We start from the raw sequence: 23510 nt of genomic DNA on the forward strand, positions 1-23510 counted from the left end.
CCTTTTCCCAGGCCGCGACTGCCAGAGAGAGCCCCCGGCGCTTGAGGACCTTAATACCGGGGCATCCCCATGGTCTCCACCGGCACGATGGCCTTGCCGATGGGGGCCAGCGCCAGCACCGCGAACTTGAAGTGCTGGATGGCGAAGGGGATGCCGATGATGGTCACGAACCAGACGACGCCGGCCAGGATATGGTACAGCGCCAGCCACCAGCCGGCGAACACGAACCACACGACATTGCCCAGGAAGCCCAGCGGGCTGGTGCCGATATCCTCCCGCCCGGTCAGCACGCGGCGGTCCACCGCCATTTGGCCGAAGGGCCACAGCACGAACAGCCCCATGTTGAAGGCCGCGCGGGCCCAGGGGATGCCGACGATGCTGATCACCATCAGGATCGCGGCCATGAACCAGGCCAGCGCCCCGGTGAATCCGAACAGCACCACCCACAGGATGTTCATCAGCAGGCTGATCATGACGCCACGGCCTTGGTTGTTGTTTTCCTGCCGGTGATCATTCCTGAAGCGTGTCCTTTCGTCCAGGACCACACTGGCCCGAGCTGGTGGGGCCACAAGGGGACGTCCCCCGGCCCCGGGCCAGAGGGTCCCAGTCGCCATAGTCCATGTTGCGACCTTGCGAAGGCGGAGGAAGTCACCGACAGTGACAACGGTATCATCCCCCGCACATCCCGAGCGACCCCATGCGCCGCAGCAGCCTTGCCGTCCTGTCCCTTGTCAGCCTCAGCCTGGGGGCGCTGGCCCCCGTCTGGTCCGCCGCGACCGCGTCCCCCAAGGCCGAGCAGGCCAATCCCGAACAAAAGGTCGGCCAGCGCATCCAGGTCCGCCCGGCCGACCTGCCGGCGCCCTACGCCACGGACGGCGTGGGCAATGCGTCGGAAGAGGTGGCGCGCCCCGACGGGGCCAGTCTGAACGTGCCCAAGGGCTTCACCGTATCCATCTTCGCCACCGGCCTCAGCCGTGCGCGCAACCTGGCCGTTGCCCCCAATGGCGATGTCTTCCTGGCGCGCCAGGCCACGCCAGGGGAGATCACCCTGCTGCGCGACAGCAAGGGCACCGGGCAGGCCGACCAGATCATCACTTTCGCCGGCGGCTTCGACCGCCCCTACGGTATCGAGTTCCACGACGGCTACCTCTGGGTCGGCGATATCAAGGCGGTGTGGAAAATCCCCTACAAGGAGGGCGACACGAAGCCGGCCGGCGACCGCATCCAGGTCACGCCGGACGGCGCCCTGGGACAACCCAAGGGCCACCCCACCCGGTCCCTGGAATTCGCCCCGGACGGCAAGAGCTTCTTCGTCGGCATCGGGTCCATGAGCAACATCGCGGAGGACCCCAAGCCCCATGCCACCGTGACCGAATTCAACATGGACGGCACGGTGAAGCGCGTTTACGCCTCCGGCACCCGCAACCCGGTGGGCTTGCAGTTCTACCCCGGTACCGACGACCTCTACGCCGTGGTGAATGAGCGCGACGGCCTGGGCGATGGCCTGGTGCCCGACTATTTCACCCGGCTGCAGCCCGAGGGCTTTTATGGCTGGCCTTATTCCTACATCGGCAACCATCCGCAGCCGGACTACGCCGACAAGCGGCCGGACCTGGTGGCCAAGGCCATCGTGCCCGACCTGCTGTTTGACGCCCACTCCGCCCCCCTGGGGCTGCTGTTCTACACCGGCCACCAGTTCCCGGCGGATTACCAGGGCGGCGCCTTCGTCACCCTGCATGGCTCGTGGAACAAGGCGAAGCCCACAGGCTACAAGATCGTCTACGTCCCGTTCACCCATGGCCGCCCGGCGGGCCACTACGTGAACTTCGCCACCGGCTTCTGGCTGCCCGGCACCAACCCGGCCCAGGTCTGGGGCCGCCCCGTGGGCCTGGCCATGGCCCATGATGGCAGCGTCCTGGTGGCGGATGATGTCGGCGGCACGGTGTGGCGCATCAGCTATCACGCGAAGGGCAAGTCCTAAGCCGTTCTACTTGCAAGACTCGGGTGGCCGTTAGAGTCCAGGGTCAGGGAAAGGGCGGCCGCGCTGGGCAAATTCTGCCGTCGCCGCCCTTGTCCACCTTGCGTAATGCGCGTATATAAAGGGATGGTCAAAGGAGGCCAGTCCCATGTCCATCGGCGGCATCAACTTTTACAGCTCTGGTTACGGCGCGACGTTCCTGACGTCCGGTGTCGGTTCGACCACCGATGTCTCCAACTCGCAGGTCCAGTCCATCTCCCCGGTCAAGACCCAGGGAACCTCGGATCAGGGCACAGACCAGGCCAACACCGACAACAGCGCGTCCAACAACAGCAGCAGCTTCACGCAGAACTTCAGCCCGACGCAGGATCAGGTGAAGGCGGCGTCGGACACCGGCCGCACCCGTGGCGCGTTCGTGAACCTGACCGTCTGAGTTTCAGCTGACTGCGGGCCTCATTGAGGCCCGGTTCCGAGGGTCGACAGCATGCGCTGCCGGCCCTTTTTGTTATGCGCGCGGAGCCCTCGCTTCAGGCGCCCGCTTGAGGCGTCAGGCCACCCAGCGGCGAACCTCGTGCAGGTCGGCCGCCACCCGGCACAACGCCTCGATCTCCTCGGTGGGGGCCAGCAGGTCCGGCACCATCACCGCCATCATGCCGGCGGCGTGCGCGGCGCGGATGCCGTTGTGGCTGTCCTCCAGCGCGATGCAGTGGCGGGGGGCGATGTCCAGCGCGGCGGCGGCCTTGAGATAGGGCTCTGGATGCGGCTTGCCCTGGCTGACGTCGTCGCCGCCGATGACGGCGCGGAAGCGATGGGCGATACCGGCCTGGGTCAGGTGGTGCAGCGCCCGCTCCCGCTGGGTGCTGGTCGCCACCGCCATGGGGATGCCGGCCGCGTCCAGATGATCCAGCAGCTCGACCACACCGGCCATCAGGGCGATGCCGGCATCGAAATGCGCCTGGATGGCCGCGCGGTACAGCTCGGTGAAGCGGTCGAACACGACCTCACCCCCGAAATGGTCCACCAGCATCTGGCGCACCGCTGGATAGGGCCGGCCGATGAGGGTGCCGTAGAAAAGCTCCGTCATGGGCCGCTCCACCGTCACGGCGGCGGCCATCATGGCGCCGCGCAGCGGGCGCTCGCTATCGATCAACAGGCCGTCCATGTCAAAGATCGCGGCGTGGATGGCGTGGGGGAACGGCATGTCCGTGCCTTCATCGTGCGGTGAACCAGTGGTGGTGGGGATACCCCGGCCCACCGCCCGCCGCCAGTGCCGGGGCGGCATGGCAGCTTCCCCACCGATGGTTCCCCCGGGGCGACCTTGTGCTAGGCATGGCACCCCCTCGTTCGGGCCCGCTTGCCGCCCCCGGGGCGCCGACCCTATCGTTGCGGCTTCTGTTTCCGGCCGCCAGGCGTCCTTCCTGGCGCTCAACCAGTGGTATCATCGTCCATGCCCGCTTCCGACGCTTCCTTCCGCCAGTCCGCTTTTGCCAAGCCGCCCGTCGCGCGGGTTTGGCCGGTGGAAAAGACCGCGCATGGCGAGGTCCGGGTCGACCCCTACGATTGGTTGCGCGATCCCGCCTTCCCGGAGGTCAAGGACCCCGACATCCTGTCCTACCTTGAGGCCGAGAACGGCTATATCGAGCAGGTGCTGGGCGGGGAGGGCGATCTGCGCCCGGCCCTGACGGCCGAACTGCGCGCCCGCATCAAGGAGGACGACACCGGCGTGCCCTATCGCCGCGACGGCTATTTCTATCAGTCGCGCTTCGCCGCCGGGCAGAACTACCCCGTTTTCGTGCGCTGGGCCGCCGGCACTTCCGAAGAGGAGGTCGTGCTGGACGTGAATGTCCTGGCGGCGCAACACGACTTCATGCGCGTGGCGGATTTCGAGACGACACGCGACGGCCGTTACCTGGCCTACACCGCCGACACCGACGGTTCCGAACGCTATGGCGTGCGGGTGAAGGACCTGTCCACCGGCGCCATGGTGTTGGAAGGCGTCGCGGACGCCTCCCCCGGTGTCGCCTGGGCGGCGGATGGGCAGCACCTGTTCTATGTCCGGCAGGATGAGTTCCAGCGGCCCAAGACGGTGTGGCGCCACCGCCTGGGCACGGCGGTCGGCGAAGATGTCCTGGTCTATGGCGAGGCCGATCCCGCCTGGATGGTCAGCCTGGACCTGACCCTGTCCGGCCGGTTCATCCGCATCGTCGCCCACAACAACGTGTCGACCGAGGTGCGGCTGTTGGACGCCGCGCAGCCGGAGGGCGAGCCGCGTCTGGTCCTGCCCCGCCGTCAAGGCCACGAGTACAATGTCGAGGACCAGGGCGACACCGCCTGGATCATCACCAACGACATCCACCGCAACTTCCGCCTGGTGAAGGCCCCCTTGGCCGACACGGCCGAGTCCAATTGGGTGCAGGTCATCGCCCCGGCCGACCGCACCTATCTGACCGGCCACATGGCCTTCCGCGACTGGCTGGTCGTCTATGCCCGGGTGGAGGGCGCCCAATTGGTGCGCGTGCTGGACCCCAGGCAGGCGGATGGCCAGGGCGGCGCCCACGACATCGCCTTCCCCGACGCGGCGTTCGAGGTCGGGCCCGGCGCCAATTTCGATTATGACGGCGGCCTGCTGCGCCTGCGCTATCAGTCGCTGGTGACGCCGCCCACGGTCTATGACTACGACCTGAACGACCGCACCCTGGCCATCCGCAAGGTCCAGGAAATCCCCAGCGGTTACGACGCCGACCAGTATGTCAGCGCCCGCCTGCTGGCCCCGGCGCGCGACGGCACGCTGATCCCCGTGTCCATCGTCCATCGCCGCGACTTCCCCAAGGATGGGTCGGGGGTGTTGCACCTCTACGCCTATGGCGCCTATGGCAACGGCATCGATCCCTATTTCTCCGCCAACCGGCTGGGCCTGCTGGACCGGGGCTTCGCCTTCGCCATCGCCCATATCCGGGGCGGGGACGAACTGGGCCGCGGCTGGTACGAGGACGGCAAGCTGGAAAACAAGATCAACAGCTTCACCGACTTCATCGACGCCGCCCAGTTCCTGGCGACGCAAGGCTACGCCAAGGCCGGCAACATATCCGCCGAGGGCGGCAGCGCCGGCGGCCTGCTGATGGGGGCTGTGGCCAACATGGCGCCCGAGGGCCTGTTCCGCGCCATCGTGGCCCAGGTGCCCTTCGTCGACGTGGTCAATACCATGCTGGACGACAGCCTGCCCCTGACGGTCATCGAGTATGACGAGTGGGGCAACCCCAACGAGCCGGAGGTGTATGAGCGGCTGAAGTCCTACAGCCCCTATGACAACGTGGCGGCCAAGGCCTATCCTCACCTGTTGATCACCGCGGGCCTCAGCGACCCGCGCGTCACCTACTGGGAACCGGCCAAGTGGACGGCCAAGCTGCGCAGCCTCAAGACCGACGATCATGTCCTGCTGTCGCGCACCGAGATGGGGGCCGGCCACGCCGGCGCCGCCGGCCGCTTCGACAAGCTGAAGGAGGTGGCGTTGACCCAGGCCTTCCTGCTGCGGGCCTTCGGCAAGGGGCTGTAAGGACAATTCGTCCGGCGGCCGGCATTTGTAAGGGGGGCGGGGGCGGCCTATAATTCGGCCCAGTCCCTCTTCCTCTTCGCCTGGGAACCTGTCGCCGTGACCGTCACGCCTTTCCCCACCGCCCATGTCCGGTCCGCCGTCCGCCGGGTGCCCTACCGCGCCATCGGCCTCTGGCTGCTGGTCTGCGCCGGCATGGTCTTCGCCATGGCCGTCATCGGCGCCATCACCCGCCTAACGGAAAGCGGCCTGTCCATCACGGAATGGAAGCCGGTGACGGGCGCCCTGCCGCCCTTGTCGGACGCCGCCTGGGCGGAGGAATTCGCCAAGTACCAGGCCACGCCGGAATACGCGCTGAAGCACAGCGGCATGGATCTGGCGCAGTTCAAGGGCATCTTCTTCTGGGAATGGTTCCACCGCCTGGTGGGGCGCCTGATCGGCGTCGTCTTTCTGCTGCCCTTCCTGCTTTTCCTTTTCACCCGCCGCGTGCCGCGCAGCCTGGTGCCGCGCCTGATCGGCCTGTTCGTGCTGGGCGGGCTGCAGGGGGCCCTGGGTTGGTACATGGTGAAGAGCGGCCTGGTGAACCGGCCGGACGTCAGCCACTACCGCCTGGCGGCCCACCTGTCACTGGCGGTGCTGATCTACGTCGCCATGCTGGTCACCGCCCTGCCGCTGCTGTTCCCGGCCGCCAGCGGGGCGGCCCACCCGGCGCGCGGGGCCTTGCGCCGGCACGCCGGCATCGCCATGGCCCTGGTCGCCACCACCATGGTGTGGGGCGCCTTCACCGCCGGGCTGGACGCCGGCATGGCCTATAACACCTGGCCGCTGATGAACGGCACCTTCGCGCCGGAGGAGATGTGGAACCTCAGCCCCGCCTGGCTGAACATCCTGGAGAACACGGCCGCCGTGCAGTTCACCCACCGCTGGCTGGCCATCCTGACCGGCCTGGTGGTGTGGTCCTACGCCTTCCGCGCGCTCCGCGCCGGGGTGCAGGGCCGGGTGCGGGCCCTGGCCATCGCCGTGGCCGTGATGGTGCTGGCGCAGATCAGCCTGGGCATCACCACCCTGCTGCTGTTCGTGCCGGTGCACGTCGCCGCCACCCACCAGGCGGGCGCCCTGGTCCTCCTGGGTCTGTTCACCTGGACGGTGATGGAATACCGGCGGGGCTGAAGCCGGCACCTGGGTCAACCGTCAGGAGGGAAGCGTGGCCGCCATTACCCGCGCCCTGACCGCTTTCCTTGCCGAAAGGCTGGCGGAGTGCCTCTTAATCATAGCAACCCTGGCGGCGTTGATGGGGGGATTGGGGGGCCGTGGCCTGCCATTATCCCTGCATCTGGTGACCTCTTACTATCTTCTGTCCGGCTATCCCGTCGGGGCTTTGCTGGCCTGGGTGGTCCGCCGCCATAGGGCCGCCCACTGGCAGGCCCTGATCGCCTGCCTCGCTTTCGTGGCCCATGTCGGCATTTTCCTGGCGGTGCGCGGGCTGCTGCACAGCCGCATCGCCTGGGGCATGTCACTGTTTCTGGGGCTGCCGGCCCTGATGGTGGTGGCCTTCTGCGCCGTGCAGGGGGCTCGGATGCAAGCACGGGGCCCCACCTCATTCGGCGAATAGCGGCGCGCAAACAAAAAGGGCGCGAAGCCGGTGCCTCGCGCCCTTTCAATCCGATGCCGGTGCCCTGGTTAGGCGGCGGCGGCCTTCTCGGCCTGCAGCTGGCGGCGGTACTCGATGGCGTCGGCGAAGACGCGCAGCATGGTCTCGATGAACTCCGGCACCACTTCTTCCGGACCGCGGGCGGTCAGCAGCTGGCGGTCGATGTTCATGTTCTGGCCTTCCTCGGCCACCCAGGTGGCGCCGGCGGCCTCGACGGTCTCGCGGATGGCCTCGTTGCCGGTCACCGTGCGGCCCTTCAGGCGCTGCGCCACGGCCAGCAGCTGGACGCCGTGGTTGATGGCGGCGACGCCCTTGCCAGCGTCCATGAAGCTGCCGATGATGCGGCGGGTGTGCGGGTTGGCGGCCAGCTTGGCCACGCTGCGCTCACCACCCGGCAGGACCAGCAGGTCGAAGTCGGCGGCCAGCACTTCGCCAATCTGCTTGTCGGTGGGGAAGTAGTGGCCCCACGAGGTGCCGTGCCAGCCGTTCACCAGGCCCTGCTCCGGCGAGATGATCTTGGGCGCGGCGCCGGCGCGCAGCAGGGCGCGCTGGGCTTCGGTCATTTCCACTTCTTCGAAGCCATTGGCGATGAGAATGGCAACGGCTTTTCCAGCGAGCGGCTGATCGGTCAAATTACGTCTCCTATGTTGTTTCGGCGGCCCGACACCCGCCCGTCGCCGTTCCCCAGGGGACGGCGCCGTTGGCAAGGCGCGATGGATGCTGCCTCGTGAAAATGGCCACCCAGGAATGGGCGGCCATGGCAAAGCGTCAGGCGCGGGCGGCTGTCGTGATGCATGCCGGGCCGATGGGATGACGCTCTATTCGCATGGCACCGTAATTGGCCCCTCCCGCGCCTCAGGTCAATCGCATTAAGACCGATTCGGGATTGCGGTGCGGCATGGCTGAGTTGCGGGTGCGCCGCCGGCCCGTGGCACGGCCACGCCCGAGAAGAAACGGGGCCCGCCCGAGGCGCCTGATACCACCCTAGCTGATGGCTGACAGCGCCTCTTCCAACTCATTGAAATCGGGCATGTATTCGGTGGGGACTTTTTTTCGCGCCGCCTCGATGGAAACCTGGGGCGCATACCCGGCCAAGTGGGCCGTGATGGCCGCCCGGATGACGTGGTAGAACTGGTTCTCCTCCTCCGCCACGCCTTTCAGGCGCGAGGCGATGGGGGCCAGGATGCAGTAGGACAGGAAAATACCCATGAAGGTGCCCACCAGGGCGCCGCCGATCAGCTTGCCCAGCACCTCGGGCGGCTCGGTGATGGACGCCATGGTCTTGATGACGCCCAGCACGGCGGCGACGATACCCAGCGCTGGCATGGCGTCGGCCATGGTCTGGAAGGCGTGGCTGGAGTGCAGGTCCTCGTGCTTGGTCTTCTCGATCTCCTGCTCCATCAGCGCCTCCAGCTCATGGGGGTTGTCCACGCCGATGGAGAACATGCGCAGGTAATCCGCGATGAACTTGACGGTGAACGGGTCCTTCATGATCGCCGGATAGGCGTTGAAGATGTTGCTTTCCATGGGCTTTTCAATGTGCTGCTCAATGGCCAGCACGCCCTTGGTCTTCATCGTCTTCAGGATTTGATACAGCAGCGACAGCAGTTCCATGTATTCCTTCTTATGGAACCGCGCGCCCGGGAAGATGCGCTTCACGGCACCCAGGGACTGCTTGATGACATGCGTGCTGTTGGCGACCATGAAGCCGCAGATGGCGGCGCCGCCGATGGTCATGAACTCACCGGGCAGGGCCTCGATGATGATGCCGATCTTGCCGCCGAAGATCACGAACGACCCGAACACGCAGATGAACACGCCGAGCAGGCCGATGGCGGCAAACATGAGCAAACCTTGGTAGATGGACCCCTAAGATAGGCAGAGTCCAGACAATCGGCCTACTTGTCAAATCTCTGATGGGGTAGGGCGGCTGGCGCAACCGCGCCGCCGGACGGGGGATGTCAAGAAGGACCCCATCGCCCATGGCTGGGATCGGCCCCGCCACCAAGACCCTTGAATTCGGGCGTCCGGTCCGCCATCGTTCCGGCCATCGACTGGGGTGCCGCCCGCCTGCCCGTCAGGCCCGCGGCTGAGATCAGACCCATGGAACCTGCTCCGGATCATGCCGGCGAAGGGAGATCGCGAGACCGTGACCCATTTTCCGCCTTCGGGCCATTCTTCTGCCCATCCAACTGCCGCCCCCCGGGTGATCGTGATTGGCGCCGGCTGCATCGGCCTGTCCATCGCCTGGCGCCTGGCGTCCGCCGGCTGCGCCGTTGACGTCTATGACCGGGGCCGCGCCGGCCTGGGCGCCACCCATGCCGCCGCCGGCATGCTGGCCGCCGCCGTGGAGACGGAACCGGGGGAGCAGGCGCTGCTGCCCCTGACCCTGGACAGCCAGCGGCGCTGGCCCGCCTTCGCCGCCCAGTTGGAGGCCGCCAGCGGCCTGCCCGTGGATCTGCGCACCGAGGGCACCCTGCAGGTGGCGCTGACCCGCGATGACGTGGAGGTGCTGCGGGCGGGGTATGAATTCCAGCGCTCCCTGGACCTCAACGTCGCCTGGCTGAGCGGCGCGCAGGTGAAGGAGCGGGAGCCGTGGCTGAATCCCCGTGCCGCCGCCGGCGTGCTGGGCGCCGCCGACGGCCAGGTGGACAATCGCAAGCTGGCCGTGGCGCTCAAGGCTGCGGCATTGAAGGCTGGCGCCCGCCTGCATGAGGAGGTGGCCGTCGAAGCCCTCTCCGTCACAGGTGGGGCCAGCACGGGGGGGCGCGCCGAGGGCGTGGTGGTGGACGGCGCGCTGAAGGCCGCCGACGTGGTCGTGCTGGCCGCCGGCGCCTGGTCGCGCCTCCTGGCCGGCCTGCCGGACGGCGCCATTCCGCCGGTGCGGCCGGTGAAGGGCCAGATGCTGGCCCTGCGCATGGACCCAGCCCAGCCGCTGTTGCGCCATGTGGTGTGGCCGCCCAAATGCTACCTCGTGCCACGCCTGGACGGACGCCTGATCGTGGGCGCCACAACGGAGGACAAGGGCTGGGACGACAGCCTGACCGCCGGTGGCGTCCTGGCGCTGCTGGAGGCCGCGTGGCGGGCCCTGCCGGGGGTGGAGGAGCTGCCCATCGAGGAGATGTGGGTGGGCCACCGCCCCGGCAGCCGCGACGACGCCCCCATCCTGGGGCCCGTGCCCGGCGTGGCCGGCCTGGTCATGGCCACCGGCCACCACCGCAACGGCATCCTGTTGACCCCCGGCACCGCCGACCTGGTTGCGGACCATGTCCTGACCGGCCGGGTGGACCCGCTGCTGGAGCCCTTTGGCATTGGGCGGTTCCGTAAGTAATAGGGAAACACGCGCATGATCACCGTGAACGGCAAGACCCGCGACCATGCGGAGGGTCTGGACCTGCCGGCCCTGCTGGGCGAGGCGGGGTTGGCGCTCGAGGCTCGAGGCATCGCCGTGGCCATCAACGGCACCGTCGTGCCGCGGGCCCGCTGGGCCGAGCGCGCCGTCGCCGACGGCGACGCCATTGAAATCGTGAAGGTGCTGCAAGGTGGCTGAAGACCTGCTCCGCATCGCCGGCAAGGCGTTCACCTCCCGCCTGTTCCTGGGCACGGCGGGTTATCCCAACCAGCAGGTGTTCCTGGACAGCCTGGCCGCCTCGGGCGCGCAAGTGGTCACCGTCTCCATCCGCCGGGTGGATATGGAGGGCGGGGCCGAGGGCATCCTGGACCTGGTGCGGGACAAGGCCTGGCTGCTGCCCAACACCGCCGGCTGCGCCACGGTGAAGGACGCCGTGCTGACCGCCCAGCTGGCGCGTGAGGCGCTGGACACCAGCTGGATCAAGCTGGAACTGATCGGGGACCGTGAGACGCTGTACCCGGATGTGGAGCAGTTGGTGACGGCTGCCGCCCAACTGGTGGATGACGGTTTCACCGTCCTGCCCTATTGCACCGACGACCCCATCGTCTGCCGCCGCCTGGCCGATGTCGGTTGCGCCGCCGTCATGCCGCTGGGCGCCCCCATCGGCACGGGCCTGGGCATCCTCAATCCTTACAACATCGAAATGATCTGCGCCCGCAGCACGGTGCCGGTCATCCTGGATGCCGGCGTGGGCACGGCGTCGGACGCCGCCCTGGCCATGGAGCTGGGCTGTGACGCCGTGCTGCTGAACACCGCCGTGTCCAAGAGCACCGACCCGGTGCGCATGGCCGCCGCCATGGGCCACGCCGTGGCCGCCGGCCGCCTGGCCCGCCTCGCCGGCCGCATCCCGAAGCGCACCCGCGCCGAAGCCTCCAGCCCCGAGCTGGGGCTGATCGGGGGGTAGGGGTGGGGGTACCGTTTCCCCCGCTGCTGGTCATCACCGACCGGCGCCAGGCCACCCTGCCGCTGCCCCAGATGCTGGACCGGGTGTTCGCCGCCGGTTGCCGCTGGGCCAGCGTACGGGAGAAGGATCTGCCCGCCCAGGACCGGCTGGATCTGGTGCGCCAGTTGCTTCCCATCGCCCGCCATCATGGCGCCCGGCTGACGGTGCATGGCGACTTGGTGGCGGCGGCGCTGTGCGATGGCGTGCATCTGGGAGCCGGCGGCGATGTGGCGGCGGCCCGCGCCCGACTGGGGCCGCAAGCGCTGGTGGGCATTTCGCGCCATCATCCGGGCGAGGGCCTGGGTGGCGCCGACTACGCCACCCTCAGCCCCATTTTCGAGACCGCGTCCAAGCCCGGCTATGGCCCGGCGCTGGGACTCCAGGCCCTGTCCCGCCTGCCCGGCGCCCTGGCCCTGGGCGGCATCAGCCCCGCCAACGCGGCGCAGGCCAGGGCGGCCGGGGCCGCCGGCCTGGCCGTTATGGGCACCGTCATGCGCGCCAGCGATCCCGGCGCCGTGGTGCGGGATCTGCTGGCGGCGTGGGGTAGCTGATCGCTGCCCTTGGGCTTTCCGCAGGCCTTCTTTAATCCCTAGGCCGCGACTGCGGCCGCCGGAGGTTTGCGGGGAGCGGCAGCGGACTGGAAATCGAGGACAGCCAAAGGCGCGGATGCGCCTGCCGGCGCCTGAGGCGCACGAAACAGATCAGTGCGCCTCGCCCCAGCTCCGCCCCGTCCCGGCCTCGGCCACCAGGGGTACGCTCAAGGATGCAGCCCCTTCCATCACCTGGCGCACCACGGGGATGGTGGCGTCGACCTCCGCCACCGGCACCTCGAACAACAGTTCGTCGTGCACCTGCAGCAGCATGCGGCCGGTCAGCCCGGCGTTGGCCATCGCGGCCGGGATGCGGGCCATGGCGCGGCGGATGATGTCGGCGGCCGTCCCCTGGATGGGGGCGTTGATGGCCTGGCGCTCGGCGAAGGCGCGGCGGGCGGCGTTGCTTTCCTTGATGCCCTGGATCCAGCACTGGCGGCCGAACAGGGTGGTGACATAGCCCTTTTCCTTGGCCTCGGCCTTGGTCTTCTCGAAATAGCCGGCCAGTTCGGGGAAGCGCTCGAAATACTGCTTGATGAAGGCCCCGGCCTCCCCCGCGCCGATGCCCAGCTGCCGCCCCAGGCCGAAGCCGGAGATGCCGTAGATGATGCCGAAGTTGATGGCCTTGGCTTTGCGGCGGATTTCGCTGGTCATCTGGTCCAGGGGCACGCCGAACACTTGGCTCGCCGTCATGGCGTGAATGTCGATACCGTCGGTGAAGGCCTGCTTAAGGGCGGGCACGCCAGCGATCTCCGCCACCAGGCGCAGCTCGATCTGGCTGTAGTCCACGGACAGCAGGACATGGCCCTCCGGCGCCACGAAGGCGCGGCGGATCTTGCGTCCCTCCTCCGTGCGGATGGGGATGTTCTGCAGGTTGGGGTCGGTGGAGCTGAGGCGCCCGGTGGCGGTGGCCGCCAGGGCGAAGCTGGTGTGGACCCGGCCCGTGTCGGGGTTGATCTCCTGCTGCAGGGCGTCGGTGTAGGTGGACTTCAGCTTGGCCAGCTGGCGGTGGTCCAGCACCTTCTGCGCCACCTCCACGCCCTGTTCGGCCAGGGGTTCCAGCACACTGCTGTCGGTGGAATAGGCGCCGGTCTTGCCCTTCTTGCCGCCGGGCAGGCCCATCTCATCGAACAGCACCTCGCCCAACTGCTTGGGGCTGGCGACGTTGAAGGGATGGCCCACCAGGGTGTGGATTTCCTGTTCCAGCGCCGCCAGGCGGCCGGCGAAATCACGCGACAGCTCGGCCAGCATGGTCCGGTCCACCAGGATGCCGGCCTGCTCCATGGTCGCCACCACGGGCGTCAGCGGGCGGTCCAGCGTCTCGTACACCGTCATCAGGTGGTGGCGCAGCACGTCGGCCTTCAGCACCTGGTGCAGGCGCAGGGTGATGTCGGCGTCCTCCGCCGCGTAGGCGCAGGCGCGGTCCAGCGGCACCCGGTCGAAGGTGATGCGGTTCTTGCCGGTGCCCGTCACCTCATCGAAGCTGATGCAGGTGTGGCCCAGGTGGCGCTGCGCCAGCTCATCCATGCCGTGGCCGTGGGCGCCGGCGCCCAGGGCGTAGGAGAGCAGCATGGTGTCGTCCACGGGGGCGATGGTGGCCGGGCCGGGGGCGAAGCCATGGCGGGCCAGCACCCGGATGTCGAACTTCAGGTTATGGCCCACCTTCAGCACCGACGGGTCGGCCAGCAGCGGCGCCAGCAGGGCGCGGGCTTCCTCCAACGGGATTTGCGGCGGCGGGGGCGGGGCCTCGCCGAAATCGAAGCCGCCGGCCTGTGGGTTCGGGGCGTCCGGGTTGACGTGGGCCAGGGGCACGTAACAGGCGCGGCCCGGCGTGTGGGACAGGGAGAAGCCGACCAGCTTGGCGCGGTCGGGATACAGGCCGTCGGTCTCGGTGTCGATGGCCACCGTGCCGGCCAGCGTCGCCTCCTCGATCCAGCGCTTCAGCACGGCGGCGTCCTGCACCAGCTCGTACGCGATCTCGGTGGGCGCGGGGATCTTGGGCTCCCCGATGGGGGTGGCCTCGGTGTTGTAGAAGCGGCTGTTGTAGGCGGCGCGCACGGCGTCGGTGCGCTGCTCCGCCCCGCCGCCAGTGGCCGTCAGCGTCAGGGCCGGGGCGCCGGTGGCCCCCGCAGTGCCGCCACCATTGCCCCCACTGGCCTTCAGGATGTCGTTCTCGACCTTCTGGATGGCGGAGCGGAAGCCCTGCTCCCGCAGCCAGCCGATCAGGCGCTCGGGGTCGGGCTTGCGCGCCGTCAGGTTCTCCAGCGGCTCGGGCACCGGCACATGGGCCTCCAGCTTCACCAGCTGGCGGGAGATGCGGGCCATTTCCGCATGCACGGTCAGGGCCTCGCGCCGCTTGGGCTGCTTGATCTCATGCGCCCGTTCCAGCAGGGCGTCCAGCCCGCCATACTCGGTGATCAGCTGGGCGGCGGTCTTGATGCCGATGCCGGGCACGCCCGGCACGTTGTCGACGCTGTCGCCGGCCAGGGACTGCACGTCCACCACCAGTTCCGGCGCCACGCCGAACTTCTCCAGCACCTCGTTCCGGCCGATGCTCTTGTTCTTCATCGGGTCCAGCAGGCCGACGCCGTCGGTGATCAGCTGCATCAGGTCCTTGTCGGACGAGACGATGACGCAGTCGCGCCCCGCCTCCCGCGCCAGGCGGGCGTAGGTGGCGATCAGGTCGTCGGCCTCATACCCCTCCAGGTGCAGGCAGGGCAGGTTGAAGGCGTCCACCGCCTGGCGGATCAGATCGAACTGCGGGATTAGATCTTCCGGCGGCGGCGGCCGGTGGGCCTTGTAGTCCGGATAGATGGCGTTGCGGAAATTTTCCCGCTTGCTGTCGAAGATGACGGCGACGGAATGCACCTTCACGTCGGCCAGCAGCTTCATCAGCATGTTGGTGAAGCCCAGCACCGCGTTCACCGGCGTGCCGTCCGGCCGGTTCAGCGGCGGCAGGGCGTGATAGGCGCGGAAGATGAAGCCCGAGCCATCCACCAGGTACAGCGTGTCCTGCGCCGTGCCCGGCACGGCCGGGACGCCGGTCACGGGCGTGGGCGCGTCCGGCGCAACGGGGATGGAGTCGGTCGCGGCGGCGGCGGGCACGTCAGCAGCGGGCGCGGCGGGGGTATCGGCCATGGCGGGCATCTTCGGCATAACGGTCGGGGTGGGGCGGGCCCGTCAAACGCGGGCGCCCCGGGCCCGCACCATGGCCGATTTCGGGCTGGGCTGTCGAGGGTGGCGAGCCCAAGCATAACGCGGCGACGCGTGTCGGCGACGGCACTGCGCTTTTGATCGTGTCGATGATGTCAGGAAAGGTGGCGGACCCGATACGATTCGAACGTACGACCTCTGCCTTCGGAGGGCAGCGCTCTATCCAGCTGAGCTACGGGTCCATGCCGGGCGGCACGCCGGGTTTCCGGTGGCGCGGCGCGCACCATACAGGCAAGTTTCGGGCAATGCAAACCCTTATGGCGCCGGGAGGCTTATGGTTCCCGGTCCAGGCGGACATAGCGGCGCTCCATGCGCGCGGCGTTGTGATAGACGGCCACGGGGGCGCCGGTGGCGGGGTCGGTGAGGCGTTCGCCGGTGTCGTGCCAGCCGGGGCCGGGCATGCCGCTGATCGGCTTGTAGGCCACCCGCTCGATACAGGAGGCCAGGCACAGCACGCCGGTGCCGACCAGCAGGCCGATGGGGAAGACGCTGACCATGTCCGTCAGCCAGGCCGCCAGGATGGCCGCGAAGGCCAGCGCGCTGCCGATCAGCAGCCAGGTGCAGGCGGGTTGGCGGTGGTGCGTGGCATTGCCGGAAGCGCCGCCGAAATGGACATGCAGGACGGACATGGTGCGCGTCTCCTTCCCCGTTGATTGGCTTCATCCGGGGGCCTTGGCGACGGGCGTCCTGCTGGGCGTCCGGGGCGCGCGGGCCCCTCAGCATGGCGTTTGGTGATGGTTCTTACTGTCGGTCCGGTCCCTTTTCTTCCGGTCCATAAGCAAAGCTTACGCCCGTCGCGGGACCCGCGCCATAAGTGCGTTGGGTCAGGGTGGCGCCGCCCCGGCCCGGAAGGGGCGGGGCGGCTTCGGGGCAGTCAGTGCGTGGCCCCGTCAACGTGTCGTGGGCAGCGTGGCCAGCCAGGCGTCCACCTGGGGCAGGCGCTCCCGCGCCACCTTGGCGCGGTAGGCGATCGCCCCCACCGCCTTGGCGATGCCCTGGCGACCGCTGACCGGCACATGGGCCTCGGCATAGGCGTTCAGCTCATCGATGCGGGCGGGGTCGGCGGACCGGCGCGCCACGCCGGCGAAGAACTCATAGCGCTGCATCTGGTCCAGCGACGCCTCCACCGCGTCGACATGGCTGGTGATGAAGCGCCAGGCCAGGTCCGGGTTGGCGTCGGCCACGGCCAGGATCAGCTGCGGCGCCAGGGTGGTGCCGGCCTCGGGCGTCAGGCTGAGGTCCAGCACCTTCTGCGCCAGCACCGGGTCGCGCACCGCGCCCAGCGCGCCGTACAGCTGACGGCGGGCCAGTGGGTCGGTGGTGGAGGACGCCAGGGCGTGCAGCCGGTCGAAGGTGGCGGCGTCGGCATGCTGGGCCACGGTGGTGATCACCGCCAGGCGGATGGCCGGGGGCAGGGCCGTGGGGTCCGTCCCGTCCGAGGCCAATCGGTGCCGCGCCTCCGTCAGGGTGTTGGGGTCGTCGAAGCTGCCCAGGGCGCTGATCAGGGCCGTGCGCTCCAGCCCCACCTTGTCGCCCTGGCCCGGCTGCGGGTCCCAGCCGATGGCCGACAGCGCCGGAGCCAGCACGCCGCGGGCGAAGGCTCGGAACGCCGCCTGCGCCGGGCTGATGCCCCCCGCGCCCGTGCCCCCCGTGCTGGAACCGCCGGCGTAGAAGTCATCGACGTCGCGCAGGTAGTCGGCGGCCTGTTGCCACACGGCGGGGTCGGCGTTGACCGGCAGGGCGCGGATCAGCGCCAGGCTGTCGCTCATGGCCATCTGCCCCGCTTCGCCCAGGGCGGCGCTGTCATACATCAGGCCCAACTGGTCGATGGGCGCCAGCCGGTCGACATGGTCGACCAGGGCCTTGAACGCCGGTTCGGTGTAGGCGACGCGGAAATAGCCGGTCTGGCCGGCGTTGGCCAGCAGGGGGCCGCAGCCGGGCACGGCGGCCTTGCCCGTCAGGGCCGTCAGCAGGGTATGCGCCGGGGCGCCGTCCCCCACCGTGGCCAGGGGCACGGGGATGGCCCACAGCCGGTCGCTCAGGTGGTACTGGTCGGGGATGGTCACCGGCTCGGTGGCGAACCGGGACTGGCGCAGGCTCACCTGCGTGGTGCCGCCGGACGGGGCGGGGGCCGGCTCCGGCGCGCCCTTCCGCCCCTTGTGCGCCGGATGCGCCTTGGGGGCCGGCCCGCTGGCGCCGCAGGTGGCGCTGACCGACACCAGGGGGATGCCCGGCTTGGTGATGAAGTCGGTGGCGATGCGCAGCACATCCTTGCCGCCCGCCTCCTCCACCGCCTTCCACAGGTCGCGGGTGGTGGCGTTGCCATAGGCGTTGCGCTTCATGTAGCGGCGCACGCCGTCCCGGAACACCGTTTCGCCCACCGTCGCCTCCACCATGCGGATGACGGCCTGGCCCTTGTCATAGGTGATGTCGTCGAAGGCCTCGTCCGCCTCCGCCACGGAGTTGATGGGCTGCACCACCGGGTGGGTGGAGGCGCGGGCATCCAGGCGCTTGGCGCTTTCCATGGCCGGCATGGCCACCAGCCAGGGCGACCAGTCGGGGTGCAGGGCCTGCATGGCCTTGGTCTCCATCCAGGAGGCGAAGCCCTCGTTCAGCCAAAGATCGTCCCACCAGGCCATGGTCACCAGGTCGCCGAACCATTGGTGCGCCATTTCGTGGGCCACCACCTGGAACACCCGCTGGCGTGCCGCCTCCGTGGCCAGCGCCGGGTCCAGCAGCATGTCCTTCTCGAACGACATGATGGCGCCCCAGTTCTCCATGGCGCCGAAGCCGCCGGCGCCGGGGATGGCGACGAAGTCCAGCTTGGGCAGGGGATAGGGCGTGCCGAAATAGTCGTTGTAGCGGGCCAGGATGGCGGCGGCGGTTTCCAGGGCGAAGCGCGCCTTGTCCACCGACCCGCGCCGCACCACCGCGCCGATCTCCACATCGCCCGCCTTGGCCGTGGCCCGCTCCAGGTCGCCCACGCCCACGAACAGCAGATAGCTGGACATGCGCGGCGTCTGCTGGAAGTGCACCAGGTGGCGGCCGTCGGCCATGGCCTCGTCCGCCTTCACCGGCATGTTGGACACGGCCATCTGGCCCTGGGGCGCCATGATGGACAGGCTGAACGTGGCCTTGGCCGACGGCTCGTCCCAGCAGGGCAGGAAGCGGCGGGCGTCACCCGCCTCGAACTGGGTGGACAGCATATGGGCCGTCGCGGCGCCGGCCCCCGGCGCCCCGGCTGGCGCGTCCCCGCTGGCGTAATCCAGCTGGAACAGGCCGCGCGCCGTCTTCTCGATCACGCCGCGATAGGCGATGTCCACCGTGTGGTGGCCGGGCGCCAGGGGCGACGCCGCGGTCAGCGTGGCCGTCTGGCTGTCCTTGTCCTGGGTGACGCCGGTGGCGGGGGCGCCGTCGATGGTCACCCGGTCCAGGGTCAGGCTTTCCGTATTCAGCACCACCGTGGGGGTGGCGGTGGCCACGTCGATGTCGATATGCACCTCGCCGGCGAAGGTCGATGTCTCGATGGCCGGAATGACGGTCAGGTCATAATGCAGGGGTGATATATTTCCCGGCAGGCGGCCATTGGCCGCTAAAGAAACCGTGGGGCTGAGGCATAAGGCCGCAGTCGTTGCCAGAACAGTTTTAAGAAAATCCTTGAAATCACCCAAGGTAAAACCAGTCGAGGCCAGGGGCATATAGCCGCTCCTACGCTTGTATTGCGTGCCGCCACCCGGGGCGCCATACGCTTTGGTGGTGAGTGTGCCCGCGTCCACCCTACAGTTCAATTCAGGACTTCCATGTCGGACGCTATATGCCGAGGCGAAGGGGGCGGGCACTGAAGCCAGAGCGGACGCGTCGCCCCTCGTCAGCGCGTCAATCCCGGACGGCAGGGAAAGCGCTGTCCCCACCGATTTAGTAAAAACGCTTAATTAAAAACGGTTGTGTCCATTTCTCGATGGGCTGCGGCAGATGAACGCAGGGCGTGTCAGGTTTTCGCCGTCCGATGGCGAGCGTTTACAGGCGTTGGTTGAGCCCCGCCAGCGTGATTTTAATCGCCCCCGCAAGAGGACGAGTCAACGTCATCTTTGGCTCTTCGCAGGAATGAGGGGTTTTCATTTGGTAACCGAATCGATATTGGGCGAAATTTATCAAGTATAGGTGCCGTAATTCGGAATGGTTAGCTGTAGCTACGCTGCAGAAATGCGTAAAAATTAACCAATCGCCGAGGCGTTGGATAAGACCGTTAAACGGAAGTGGGTATAATGAACAGGGTTATGGCGCCGTTGGTGATGGGCTAGTCTTCAAAATTCGCATGGTGTTAACTATGGACTAACTAAGGGTCGGCCTATATTTAACAGGGCCTGCCAAACGACAGCTCCGCGGTGCGCGGGCCGCTCGAGGCTTTTTCGCCTGCATCACGTTTTCGCTGTCGTTATCGCCCGTGTGCGCCCTTGGCGCCCCCGTGGGCGCGCCGCATTTGGGAAGTATCGCCATGTTCCAAGCCCAGTCCTCGACGGCCCAGGCGGCCGCCGGCACCCTGTCCATTTCCGCATCCACGTCCACCCGCGCCCCTGGCAGCGCCGCTGGCAACGTCCCGGGCAAGGCCGCCGCCCCGCGCCGCCGGTTCGAAGTGTCCGTGGCGGCCCGCATCGCGCTGTTGATCGTCGGCGCCGTCACGCTGCTGACGGTGGTCAGCCTGGGCATCAGCCAGGTGTTGCTGGCGGGCTTCACCATGGAACTGGCCAAGGACCGGCAGAACGCCAACATGCAGGTGGCCTGGCATGTGCTGGAGGGCTACGGCAAGGGCTACAGCCTGAAGGACGGGCACCTTTACGCCGGTGACGCGGCGCTGGAGGACAACAACGCCGCCGTCGACACGGTCAAGCGTCTGGTGGGCGGCACCGCCACCATCTTCGCCGCGCGCAATGGCGAGATGGTGCGCGTCGCCACCAACGTCATGAAGCCCGAGGGTGGCCGGGCCGTTGGCACGGCGCTGGCCCATAACGCCGTGTTCGACACCGTCGTCGGCCGGGGTGAGGCCTATCGTGGCGAGGCCGACATCCTGGGCGTGCCCTTCTACACCGCCTATGACCCCATCAAGGACGCCAACGGCCACACCGTCGGCGTGCTCTACACCGGCATCCAGAAGCGCATCTTCGCCGAGGCTGTGGACCGCCTGAAGACCAGCATCCTGGTTGCCAGCGTCACCATCGCGGCGGTCCTGGGCCTGGTCGCCTGGTGGCTGGCCAGCCGTTGGGTCGGCCGTCCGGCCCTGCTGGTCGCCCGTGTGCTGGAACGCCTGGCCGCCAACGACACCACCGTGGACATGGGCGCCACCCAGCGCCGGGCCCAGAGCCAGGATGAGATCGGCCGCATGCTGCGCGCGGCGCACGCCCTGCGCGGCGTGGTGGCCGACGTGTTCCGCCTGAAGCAGATGGTGGACGACATGCCGCTGAACGTGTTGCTGGCCGACGCCGACCAGGGCTTCCGCATCACCTACGCCAACACCGCCAGCCTCACCACCCTGCGGACCTTGGGCGCCCCCCTGCCACGGCCGCTGGCTGGCGGCACCCCGGTGGGGGCCGGCATCGGCCTGTTCCATGAGGATCCCGCCGCGCTGCTCGACATTGTGCGCGACCCCGCCCGTCTGCCGTGGCAGGGCCGCCTGACGCTGAAGAACGCCAATGGCGGTAACGAGGAGCTGGAGCTGCGCGTGGCCGCCGTGCGCGATACCGACGGCCGCTATGTCGGTCCTATGATGACCTGGTCGGTCGTGACCCGTCAGGCTCGGCTGGCCGCTGCGTTCGAGACCGACGTCCATGGCGTCGCCACTGCTCTGACCGCCGCCGCCCACACCCTGGAAGGCGACGCCCGCGCCCTGACCGACAACACCGGCACGGCCAGCATGCAGGCCCAGGACGTGCAGGCCGCCGCCAGCCAGACGTCGTCCAACGTCCAGACGGTGGCCGCCGCCGCCCAGGAACTGGCGGCCTCCGTGGACGAGGTGGGGCGCCAGGTCGAACGGTCCAAGGCCATCGCCGCCCGCGCGGTGGCGGAGGTCACCACCACCGGGACCACCATCGGCGGCCTGGCCGAGGCGTCCGACCGCATCGGCGTGGTGGTGCAGATGATCAGCGACATCGCCGGGCAGACCAACCTGCTGGCCTTGAACGCCACCATCGAGGCGGCCCGCGCCGGCGAGGCGGGCAAGGGCTTCGCCGTCGTGGCCAGCGAGGTGAAGACACTGGCCGGCCAAACCGCCCGCGCGACGGAGGAGATCACCCGCTATGTCCAGGACATCGGGCAACGCACCGGCCTCAGCGTCGCCGCCATGGAACGCATCGGCAGCACCATCCATGAGGTGAACGAGGTCGCCGCCGCCATCGCCGCGGCGGTGGAGGAACAGGGCGCGGCCACGCGCGAGATCGCCCGCAATGTGGCGGAGGCCGCCGATGGCACCGACCATGTGTCGCGCACCTTGTCCTCCCTGGCCAATGCCACCGGCGTTGCCGGCAGCACGGCGGGCGAGGTGCTGGACACGGCGGGCGGCCTGACCCAGGAGGCCGGACGCTTGAACCAGGCGGTGCAGCGCTTCATGAAGGCCCTGCGCGAGATGTGAGGGATGGGGCGGGTGACGGGCCCGGGCGTCCGTACCCCGGCCCCCTTCACCTTGTCGCTGTTCTTGTCGCTATCCTTGTCGGGGGGCTCAGGGTGGGGTACAGGGCCGGGGTGCTCACCAGCGAAGTGACCCCCCATGAACACCACGCCTGATCTTGACGACGATGATGATGACGACGGCCTGCCGCCCCTGCCGGCGGGCGCCAAGAACTACATGACGCCGGAAGGCTTCAACCGCATGCGGGACGAACGCCACCAGTTGCTGCGGGTGGAACGGCCCAAGGTGGTGGAGGTGGTGTCCTGGGCCGCCGGCAACGGCGACCGGTCGGAGAATGGCGATTACCTCTACGGCAAGAAGCGGCTGCGCGAGATCGACCGGCGCATCCGCTTCCTGACCAAGCGCATCGAAAGCGCCGAGGTGGTGGACCCGCAGCTGCAGAAGAACCGCTCCCAGGTCTTCTTCGGCGCCACGGTCACCTACGCCGATGAGGACGACACCCGCATGACCGTCACCATCGTCGGCCGCGACGAGGTGGACATGGACCGTCACCGCATCAGCTGGGTATCGCCCGTGGCGCGCGCCCTGATGAAGGCGCGGGTGGGCGACGTCGTCACCGTGCGCACGCCCAAGGGCCCGGAAGAGGTGGAGATCCTGGAGATCCGCTACCCGGACTGAGGGGCCAGGGTAGCGCCAGGCGGACGATGGCCCTCAGCGGTGTTTCTTGGCCGCCGGCCCGTATTCCCGCGCCAGCGTGTCCTTCAACGACCAGGGCTGGTCGCTGGCCGCGGCGTCGTCCTTCAGGATGACCAGGTCATCGACCCGCCAGCGTCCGCCGGACATCACGAAATGATAGGCCAGGACGCGGGGGGTGCCGTTGGTGAAGCGCGCCGTCACCGTGGCCGTGTCGCCCGCAGACAGCGTCTCCAGGCCGAAGCCCGACAGGTTCCAGTCCTGGCCGTCAACGATGAGGTCGAAGTCCAAGGCGCAGAGGCCCTGGGTGCGGGCCTGGCAGGCCCGATCCGCGTCCAGCAGCCGGGCCAGCGCCGGAGTGGCGTGCCGGTGGATGCTGGCCACCGAGTCGGTCGCGATGTCTTTTTCGGCGTGGGGGTCGGCCAGATAGGGCCGGTACAGGGCCTCGACGATGGCCTGGGGCGTGGGCGGCGGCGCTTTCGCGCTGGCCGATGGGGGCATCGGCAGCGACGCTGCCAGGCTCAGGGCCAGCAGGACCGCCGCCGCGCGTTTCATAATTCCGGCCGCATGGCGGCCAGCGACCGCCGGGCGATGTCTTTCAGGGCGGCGCGCAGCCGCTCGATCTCCTGCGCCGCCGCCTCGTAATCCTCGATCAGGCCGCCGACCAGGGTGCCCGGATCCTCAGCATGGTCGGGATAACGGTCGCGGGCGCGTTCGGCACGGCGGCGCAACCGCTCAACGATGTCCTCGTTGACGGGCGGGGCCGGGCGGCGGCTGTCGTCGTCCGGCGTCATGTCCTCGGCATCCGGCATGGCCGTGGGCCTCCCTTGCAAGGGCGAAAGCGATCATCAGGACCGGCCC

Annotated in this window: 20 protein-coding genes, 1 tRNA gene and 1 riboswitch; of the genes, 11 read left to right on the forward strand and 10 right to left on the reverse strand. The window is 68.6% G+C overall.

The window, feature by feature from the left end:
• Window positions 1–50 precede the first annotated feature (50 nt).
• Window positions 51–473 (reverse strand): YccF domain-containing protein, encoded by a 423-nt coding sequence (locus tag FBZ90_RS20810; protein WP_145734899.1) that lies wholly within the window; start codon window positions 471–473, stop codon window positions 51–53.
• A 224-nt stretch (window positions 474–697) separates the two neighbouring features.
• Here FBZ90_RS20810 and FBZ90_RS20815 point away from each other — a divergent pair, with 224 nt between their 5' ends.
• Both FBZ90_RS20815 and FBZ90_RS20820 read left to right on the forward strand, forming a co-directional pair.
• Window positions 698–1981 (forward strand): PQQ-dependent sugar dehydrogenase, encoded by a 1284-nt coding sequence (locus FBZ90_RS20815; RefSeq protein WP_145734900.1) that lies wholly within the window; start codon window positions 698–700, stop codon window positions 1979–1981.
• A gap of 145 nt (window positions 1982–2126) precedes the next feature.
• Window positions 2127–2411: a hypothetical protein gene (locus tag FBZ90_RS20820; RefSeq protein WP_145734901.1), complete on the forward strand. Its 285-nt coding sequence runs from the start codon at window positions 2127–2129 to the stop codon at window positions 2409–2411.
• Window positions 2412–2525: 114 nt separating this feature from the next.
• Here the strand turns inward: FBZ90_RS20820 and FBZ90_RS20825 are convergent, their stop codons facing one another.
• Window positions 2526–3260, reverse strand: a complete 735-nt coding sequence (locus FBZ90_RS20825; protein ID WP_246130597.1) for an HAD family hydrolase — start codon at window positions 3258–3260, stop codon at window positions 2526–2528.
• Between the two features lie 165 nt (window positions 3261–3425).
• Here FBZ90_RS20825 and FBZ90_RS20830 point away from each other — a divergent pair, with 165 nt between their 5' ends.
• The 3 genes from FBZ90_RS20830 to FBZ90_RS20840 all read left to right on the forward strand — a co-directional run bounded on the left by FBZ90_RS20830 (window position 3426) and on the right by FBZ90_RS20840 (window position 7140).
• Window positions 3426–5531, forward strand: a complete 2106-nt coding sequence (locus FBZ90_RS20830; RefSeq protein ID WP_145734902.1) for a S9 family peptidase — start codon at window positions 3426–3428, stop codon at window positions 5529–5531.
• A gap of 96 nt (window positions 5532–5627) precedes the next feature.
• On the forward strand, window positions 5628–6698 hold the full coding sequence (locus FBZ90_RS20835; RefSeq protein WP_246130599.1) for a COX15/CtaA family protein: 1071 nt from the start codon (window positions 5628–5630) through the stop codon (window positions 6696–6698).
• Window positions 6699–6732: 34 nt separating this feature from the next.
• Window positions 6733–7140 carry a hypothetical protein gene (locus tag FBZ90_RS20840; protein ID WP_145734903.1) on the forward strand — a complete coding sequence of 136 codons (408 nt, stop codon included), beginning with the start codon at window positions 6733–6735 and terminating at the stop codon, window positions 7138–7140.
• Between the two features lie 68 nt (window positions 7141–7208).
• Here FBZ90_RS20840 and FBZ90_RS20845 read toward each other — a convergent pair whose 3' ends face one another.
• Both FBZ90_RS20845 and motA read right to left on the reverse strand, forming a co-directional pair.
• Window positions 7209–7811: a DJ-1/PfpI family protein gene (locus tag FBZ90_RS20845; RefSeq protein ID WP_145734904.1), complete on the reverse strand. Its 603-nt coding sequence runs from the start codon at window positions 7809–7811 to the stop codon at window positions 7209–7211.
• A gap of 352 nt (window positions 7812–8163) precedes the next feature.
• Entirely contained in the window at window positions 8164–9024 is an 861-nt protein-coding gene (gene motA, locus FBZ90_RS20850) for a flagellar motor stator protein MotA (RefSeq protein WP_145734905.1), read from the reverse strand.
• Window positions 9025–9224: 200 nt separating this feature from the next.
• A riboswitch (TPP riboswitch) is annotated at window positions 9225–9334 on the forward strand.
• A 51-nt stretch (window positions 9335–9385) separates the two neighbouring features.
• On the opposite strand from motA, the gene thiO reads away from it, so the two are divergent.
• The 4 genes from thiO to FBZ90_RS20870 are packed head-to-tail and all read left to right on the forward strand — an operon-like array spanning window position 9386 to window position 12085.
• On the forward strand, window positions 9386–10510 hold the full coding sequence (gene thiO, locus FBZ90_RS20855) for a glycine oxidase ThiO (RefSeq protein ID WP_338121749.1): 1125 nt from the start codon (window positions 9386–9388) through the stop codon (window positions 10508–10510).
• 15 nt (window positions 10511–10525) lie between these two features.
• Window positions 10526–10729: a sulfur carrier protein ThiS gene (thiS, locus tag FBZ90_RS20860; RefSeq protein ID WP_145734906.1), complete on the forward strand. Its 204-nt coding sequence runs from the start codon at window positions 10526–10528 to the stop codon at window positions 10727–10729.
• Complete coding sequence (gene thiG / locus FBZ90_RS20865) at window positions 10722–11495, forward strand: thiazole synthase (protein ID WP_186455962.1); 774 nt, start codon at window positions 10722–10724, stop codon at window positions 11493–11495. Before thiS ends, thiG begins: the two co-directional genes overlap by 8 nt.
• A 2-nt stretch (window positions 11496–11497) precedes the next feature.
• A complete protein-coding gene (locus tag FBZ90_RS20870; RefSeq protein ID WP_145734907.1) occupies window positions 11498–12085 on the forward strand; it encodes a thiamine phosphate synthase in 588 nt (195 codons plus the stop codon).
• Between the two features lie 150 nt (window positions 12086–12235).
• On the opposite strand, the gene polA is transcribed toward FBZ90_RS20870, so the two are convergent.
• The 4 genes from polA to FBZ90_RS20890 all read right to left on the reverse strand — a co-directional run bounded on the left by polA (window position 12236) and on the right by FBZ90_RS20890 (window position 19035).
• Window positions 12236–15262 carry a DNA polymerase I gene (gene polA / locus FBZ90_RS20875; RefSeq protein ID WP_211102224.1) on the reverse strand — a complete coding sequence of 1009 codons (3027 nt, stop codon included), beginning with the start codon at window positions 15260–15262 and terminating at the stop codon, window positions 12236–12238.
• Between the two features lie 180 nt (window positions 15263–15442).
• Window positions 15443–15519 (reverse strand) — tRNA-Arg (locus tag FBZ90_RS20880).
• Window positions 15520–15609: 90 nt separating this feature from the next.
• On the reverse strand, window positions 15610–15966 hold the full coding sequence (locus FBZ90_RS20885) for a hypothetical protein (RefSeq protein WP_145734909.1): 357 nt from the start codon (window positions 15964–15966) through the stop codon (window positions 15610–15612).
• Window positions 15967–16227: 261 nt separating this feature from the next.
• Window positions 16228–19035 carry a M1 family metallopeptidase gene (locus FBZ90_RS20890; RefSeq protein WP_145734910.1) on the reverse strand — a complete coding sequence of 936 codons (2808 nt, stop codon included), beginning with the start codon at window positions 19033–19035 and terminating at the stop codon, window positions 16228–16230.
• Between the two features lie 797 nt (window positions 19036–19832).
• Here FBZ90_RS20890 and FBZ90_RS20895 point away from each other — a divergent pair.
• Together FBZ90_RS20895 and greB are read left to right on the forward strand one after the other, a co-directional pair.
• A complete protein-coding gene (locus FBZ90_RS20895; RefSeq protein WP_145734911.1) occupies window positions 19833–21959 on the forward strand; it encodes a methyl-accepting chemotaxis protein in 2127 nt (708 codons plus the stop codon).
• Between the two features lie 135 nt (window positions 21960–22094).
• A complete protein-coding gene (greB, locus tag FBZ90_RS20900; protein ID WP_145734912.1) occupies window positions 22095–22634 on the forward strand; it encodes a transcription elongation factor GreB in 540 nt (179 codons plus the stop codon).
• Window positions 22635–22667: 33 nt separating this feature from the next.
• Here the strand turns inward: greB and FBZ90_RS20905 are convergent, their stop codons facing one another.
• Both FBZ90_RS20905 and FBZ90_RS20910 read right to left on the reverse strand, forming a co-directional pair.
• Window positions 22668–23204 carry a hypothetical protein gene (locus FBZ90_RS20905; RefSeq protein ID WP_145734913.1) on the reverse strand — a complete coding sequence of 179 codons (537 nt, stop codon included), beginning with the start codon at window positions 23202–23204 and terminating at the stop codon, window positions 22668–22670.
• Window positions 23201–23461, reverse strand: a complete 261-nt coding sequence (locus FBZ90_RS20910; RefSeq protein WP_145734914.1) for a hypothetical protein — start codon at window positions 23459–23461, stop codon at window positions 23201–23203. Before FBZ90_RS20910 ends, FBZ90_RS20905 begins: the two co-directional genes overlap by 4 nt.
• Window positions 23462–23510 lie beyond the last annotated feature (49 nt).

The organism is Nitrospirillum pindoramense, assembly GCF_007827955.1.
Classification (GTDB): domain Bacteria; phylum Pseudomonadota; class Alphaproteobacteria; order Azospirillales; family Azospirillaceae; genus Nitrospirillum; species Nitrospirillum amazonense_B.

Coding starts and splice junctions, on each gene's coding strand:
- FBZ90_RS20810 (WP_145734899.1), bottom strand. CDS start 473: ATGATCAGCCTGCTGATGAACATCCTGTGGGTGGTGCTGTTCGGATTC.
- FBZ90_RS20815 (WP_145734900.1), top strand. CDS start 698: ATGCGCCGCAGCAGCCTTGCCGTCCTGTCCCTTGTCAGCCTCAGCCTG.
- FBZ90_RS20820 (WP_145734901.1), top strand. CDS start 2,127: ATGTCCATCGGCGGCATCAACTTTTACAGCTCTGGTTACGGCGCGACG.
- FBZ90_RS20825 (WP_246130597.1), bottom strand. CDS start 3,260: ATGCCGCCCCGGCACTGGCGGCGGGCGGTGGGCCGGGGTATCCCCACC.
- FBZ90_RS20830 (WP_145734902.1), top strand. CDS start 3,426: ATGCCCGCTTCCGACGCTTCCTTCCGCCAGTCCGCTTTTGCCAAGCCG.
- motA (WP_145734905.1), bottom strand. CDS start 9,024: ATGTTTGCCGCCATCGGCCTGCTCGGCGTGTTCATCTGCGTGTTCGGG.
- thiS (WP_145734906.1), top strand. CDS start 10,526: ATGATCACCGTGAACGGCAAGACCCGCGACCATGCGGAGGGTCTGGAC.
- polA (WP_211102224.1), bottom strand. CDS start 15,262: ATGGCCGATACCCCCGCCGCGCCCGCTGCTGACGTGCCCGCCGCCGCC.
- FBZ90_RS20885 (WP_145734909.1), bottom strand. CDS start 15,966: ATGTCCGTCCTGCATGTCCATTTCGGCGGCGCTTCCGGCAATGCCACG.
- FBZ90_RS20890 (WP_145734910.1), bottom strand. CDS start 19,035: ATGCCCCTGGCCTCGACTGGTTTTACCTTGGGTGATTTCAAGGATTTT.
- FBZ90_RS20895 (WP_145734911.1), top strand. CDS start 19,833: ATGTTCCAAGCCCAGTCCTCGACGGCCCAGGCGGCCGCCGGCACCCTG.
- greB (WP_145734912.1), top strand. CDS start 22,095: ATGAACACCACGCCTGATCTTGACGACGATGATGATGACGACGGCCTG.
- FBZ90_RS20905 (WP_145734913.1), bottom strand. CDS start 23,204: ATGAAACGCGCGGCGGCGGTCCTGCTGGCCCTGAGCCTGGCAGCGTCG.
- FBZ90_RS20910 (WP_145734914.1), bottom strand. CDS start 23,461: ATGCCGGATGCCGAGGACATGACGCCGGACGACGACAGCCGCCGCCCG.